This window comes from Fusibacter sp. (assembly GCF_057447755.1).
The window spans coordinates 1-4,275 of record NZ_JBVBZF010000299.1 but is presented as its reverse complement, the minus strand read 5'-3'; the positions used below and the strand labels follow the sequence as shown (position 1 = coordinate 4,275).

Annotated in this window: 5 protein-coding genes; 2 read left to right on the top strand and 3 right to left on the bottom strand. The window is 38.0% G+C overall.

The features are described from left to right. Positions 1-7: 7 nt before the first annotated feature. The 3 genes from AC220I_RS18925 to AC220I_RS18915 all read right to left on the bottom strand — a co-directional run bounded on the left by AC220I_RS18925 (position 8) and on the right by AC220I_RS18915 (position 3,057). Positions 8-1,123 (bottom strand): alanine racemase, encoded by a 1,116-nt coding sequence (locus AC220I_RS18925; RefSeq protein WP_486725424.1) that lies wholly within the window; start codon positions 1,121-1,123, stop codon positions 8-10. Between the two features lie 313 nt (positions 1,124-1,436). After that, complete coding sequence (locus AC220I_RS18920) at positions 1,437-2,348, bottom strand: hypothetical protein (protein WP_486725423.1); 912 nt, start codon at positions 2,346-2,348, stop codon at positions 1,437-1,439. Between the two features lie 55 nt (positions 2,349-2,403). Continuing rightward, positions 2,404-3,057: an HAD family hydrolase gene (locus tag AC220I_RS18915; protein WP_486725422.1), complete on the bottom strand. Its 654-nt coding sequence runs from the start codon at positions 3,055-3,057 to the stop codon at positions 2,404-2,406. 237 nt (positions 3,058-3,294) lie between these two features. Between AC220I_RS18915 and AC220I_RS18910 the strand changes: the two genes are divergently transcribed. Both AC220I_RS18910 and AC220I_RS18905 read left to right on the top strand, forming a co-directional pair. After that, positions 3,295-3,633, top strand: a complete 339-nt coding sequence (locus AC220I_RS18910; RefSeq protein ID WP_486725421.1) for a PadR family transcriptional regulator — start codon at positions 3,295-3,297, stop codon at positions 3,631-3,633. Further along, the gene (locus AC220I_RS18905; protein WP_486725420.1) at positions 3,630-4,109 is read left to right on the top strand and encodes a permease; all 480 of its coding nucleotides are present in this window, start codon (positions 3,630-3,632) and stop codon (positions 4,107-4,109) included. The genes AC220I_RS18910 and AC220I_RS18905 overlap by 4 nt, the downstream gene beginning before the upstream one ends. Positions 4,110-4,275 lie beyond the last annotated feature (166 nt).

Below are 4,275 nucleotides of genomic sequence, written 5' to 3'. Positions count from 1 at the left end.
TTAAAACCTAAACAACAAAGGCCTTGTAAATGTCTTTGCTACCTGTCAAGTAAAGCATGGCCTGATAAAAAAGCTCAAAGCCCAAGACATCGCCAATAGTATAGTTTTCGTTTGAATCTGTGATGTCTACTATGAGATGGTCGCTGCTGCTGCCAACAATTTGAAGGTCTACATCGTCAGGAATCAATTTTTCATGATCACCAAAATCCTGCTTGCCAACGGCGAGTAGGGCCCTCTTCCTAATCCCACGATTGACGTAGTCAGGTTTATTTCCAAAAGCATCCACAAACATCTCCCCCACTGGATAAGTGGGTTTTGCTTGAATTTCTATGATTTCAGCATATAGCTTGAAGGTATCTGTTTTAAGCTGATCTATGTTAAGCTTAAAGTATTCTCTAAAATCTCTTGAGAGCAAAATGCCTTCACCAATTCTCAAGTGATTGATACGATTTGGGATCTGCTCTTGCCAAACCAAGGGAAAAGAGGTTGTTGCCCCCCCAGAGATAATATCCAGTCTTCTGCCAATTTGATGCTCTATCTGCTCTGCAATTTCAACGAGTTCTGTTAAATTTTTGATATTGGGCTTTATAGAGCCATAGCACCCCAAATTTGTACCAATTCCCAATAAGATGACTCTGGGCAGTTTTCTTTCTACATACAAGGCAAGTTCAATGAGTGCTTTGGATTGCCATACACCTTCTCTTAAATCGCCAAGATCATACATCAGGATGACTTTATGTTGTTTATTTTGCTGGTCACAAACAGATTGAATTTCATTAAGTATGGTCTTTTCAGAATTGAGGCTGATCTCTATATAAGTTACTAAATCTTCAATTTCGCTTTTCATCGGCAGTCTTAAAAGCATGAGTTCATCCCTATTGCCCTGTGCGTGATTTTCAACTGCCATTTCAATCAATTGACTCATTCTTGAACTTCCAAAAGAAGTACAACCACCTGCCCTCATGGCATTAATAATGGGTTTTGAAGCATTACAACCCTTGATTACACCCGTAACCATAATGTCCTGGGCCTTACAAAGTGACAAAACCACCTTGGTATTCTCTTTAAGTTTATCCAAATTGATTTCTAACATAGGAAACCTTCTAATCTTATTTTTATGCATGTTGAGCCTCCTCGATGAGATTGAACGAGATCAATGGTGGTGTTAAACATGTTCCCATTATAATCGCTTCCCTTGAATATTTCTCCAACCAAAACAAGGTTTTAGTACTCAACCAAAGTCTATCTGTGATAAAAGCATCTATAAATTTTATCAAAATCACGGGTTAAAGGGGCTGATGTAAATTCTTGATCCCATAATTTAAGTTGACCATTTGAATATAATAGATAATTCTCATGACTAAGGGGCAAATAAAAAAGACCATCTCAAGGAGGGTCTTTTTGTGTATTCGTAGGTTAGTCCAATGCCGCGTCAGTTATTGTGGATATTGATTAATCTCATGGTCATATTGGTTGCCATAGTTATCGATAAATCTGCTGATTACAGATACTTGATCTCTGTCCTTATAAGTCTCGATAACTTCATCGATTTGAGTGTAAATATGGCAGTCAGAGTAGTAGCCTTCATTCAAGGTACTGTCCAGTTCGATTGATGATGTCCGAACCTCCTTGTTGTTGACCTTTATAATAATTTCACCTTTAACTGGATAACATTTAGGATTTGAGTCAAAGGCGTTGCTGGTGTATAAGGGATCATATATAGACACAACTCTTCCCGTTATTCTTAGACCTTCGTCAATGCTTTTGAAGGAGAGTTCACTTTCTGCATCTGTTCTCATGAGGAAACTATGCATAATATCACTGTAAACATCAAGGGCTTCGTTGTTTACGACGCCATTTTGATTAAATTTTACCATAAACTTTAGGTTATTTTCTGTAATGTCCACAGGGATTTTGGCAATATAGGTTCCCCTATTTGAGACTGCCGTTTGTACATAGGTTTTCTTGCCGATGATTTGTATTTCGAGGGTCATATTGGCGTAATCTGTTTTAGGGATGACACTGACTGTAATTGGTAGCTGTCCATTTTCAATTTTTAAGTTTTCAGCTGTGATTTCACAAGACGCCACTAAGCTCTCTTGTGCATCCAAGGTAGAAGAAAAATCGTTCATAAAATTTTGTGTCTGTGTTGCTACACTGCTGTTGATGTTGTTTAAGTCACTTTGTATGTATTGCATCTGAAGTTTTAAAGCATTCACCTCTTTGATGAGTGTTGACAACAATACAACCACAACGACGAGTAGTAAGACTAACCCTATCATGAGAATTTTGAGACCCTTATGCTGTGTTTTAGGGCGATTAAATGCATTTCTTGGTTCATCAATCATATTATGCTCCTTAGTGTAAATCTAGATATTCTAGTATTAATAATAACCTTCACCTTTAAATAAAAACCTTCATCACTTGAGAAAATCTGCTAATCAAATATTCCGGCTTTAATGGTGCCAACTGATCTTTAGTATGGGCACCTGTTGTAATTGAAACAACCTTGGCACCAATATGTCTCGCCGTTTCAATATCCAAGATGGTATCGCCAATGATCCAAATCTCATCCCTTTTGGGATCAGCTTTAAATTTTTTCACAGCTGCCTCAGCAATTTCAAAACGTTTTAGGCCATCTTCGCCATATCCTCCATCAACAAAGTACTGCCACAAGCCTATTTTCTCGAGTTTAAAGGTGGCACCAATAGAAAGCTCCCCAGTGATAAGCCCTAGTTCATAAGGTTTATCCACTAAATACTTTAAAAAGTCTATGCAATCTGCATTTGGTCGCCAAACATCACTGTCTTTAAAAAGCCTTAACTGGTTTAAGTACAATTCTAAAAAGGACTGCCATAATTCGTCAGTATATTCAACCTTATGTTTTCTCAAAACCTCCATAAAAACATCTTGATCACTTCTTGCTGCCGTGTCCACACCTTCCATGGCATTTTCCATTGAAAGTAAGGAATCAACTGCGTATGAAAAGGGCAAATCTGTTCTGGAATCACGCTCTATCAAAGTTCCGTTTATATCAAAAAATATAATTTTTCTCATGGGTCCCCCCTCCTTATTAATACTATTATAATAAAAAAATGCACACTTTTAAACTCATGAAAAAAATTTAGATTACAGGCTGGATAAGATCATGTTGACAAAAGTGTCATTCTTAAGTATTATGTAGTTAACATATATGTCAATTACATATATACTTGATTCAGATATAGTTGATTCAGATATACTTTACACCTAGCTTATATAATTAAAACCCTATATACCTGAAAGGAGTACCACATGAAAGGAAAACCCGGAAGACATGCCCCTGCCTTTGTCTTATTGGAACTGGCCAAAGGGCCAAATTACGGTCTACAGATATTAAATCAATTAAAAGAGAATCTCGCTGTCTGTAGACTGGATAGCGCTGCAATTTATCGTGCTCTTAATCTTCTTGAAGAAAACGGATTAATCGAATCACACTCTGAAACTCAAGAAAATGGCGTCGCAAAGCGTTTTTACACCATCACCGAAAGCGGAAAAAAAGAACTTGAAAATTTCTATATGGACATTCAGTTGAGAATGAAGAACCTCGAGTACTTCATGACCAGCTACGAATCAATGGAGGGCCTCTTATGACCAGTTTGATTATTTATGCCACAGTCTCAATCCTGATGGTTATTTCACTCATAAAGGATCCACAAAAAACAAAAAAAGCCCTTAAAATTGGCTTAAATGCCTTTAAAAAGCTCTTGCCTTCTTTAATTCCAATGATGGTGGGTATTGGGATCGTTTTGACACTGCTTAGTCCTGATACCGTCAGTTCAATCCTTGGAGAGAAGTCCGGCCTTCTTGGTGTGCTCATAGGGCTCGGCGTTGGCTCAGTTGCTTTTATGCCTAGCTTTGTGGCATTTCCCTTGGGCGCAAATCTACTGAGTCACGGTGCCGGTTATCCTCAAATTGCAGCCTTTATTTCAAGTCTAATGGCCGTTGGCTTTATTTCATTGGGCCTCGAAATCCAATATTTCGGCAAGAAAGCAGCCATTATTCGTAATTTAACAGCACTTACAGCTTCAACGGTGTTCGTTGCAGTTATTTGGAGGGTCATGTTATGATGCATAAACGAAAAGATTTCATAAAAAAATATAAGTGGGCCCTACTTACGGCTTTAGCCCTTCTTCTACTTAACCTCACAATTCCTGAATTTGGTAAGCAAGCCAACAGCCTAACACTTTCGAATTTTCTGACCATGCTTGGCGTTTTACCACCAATCCTACTCTT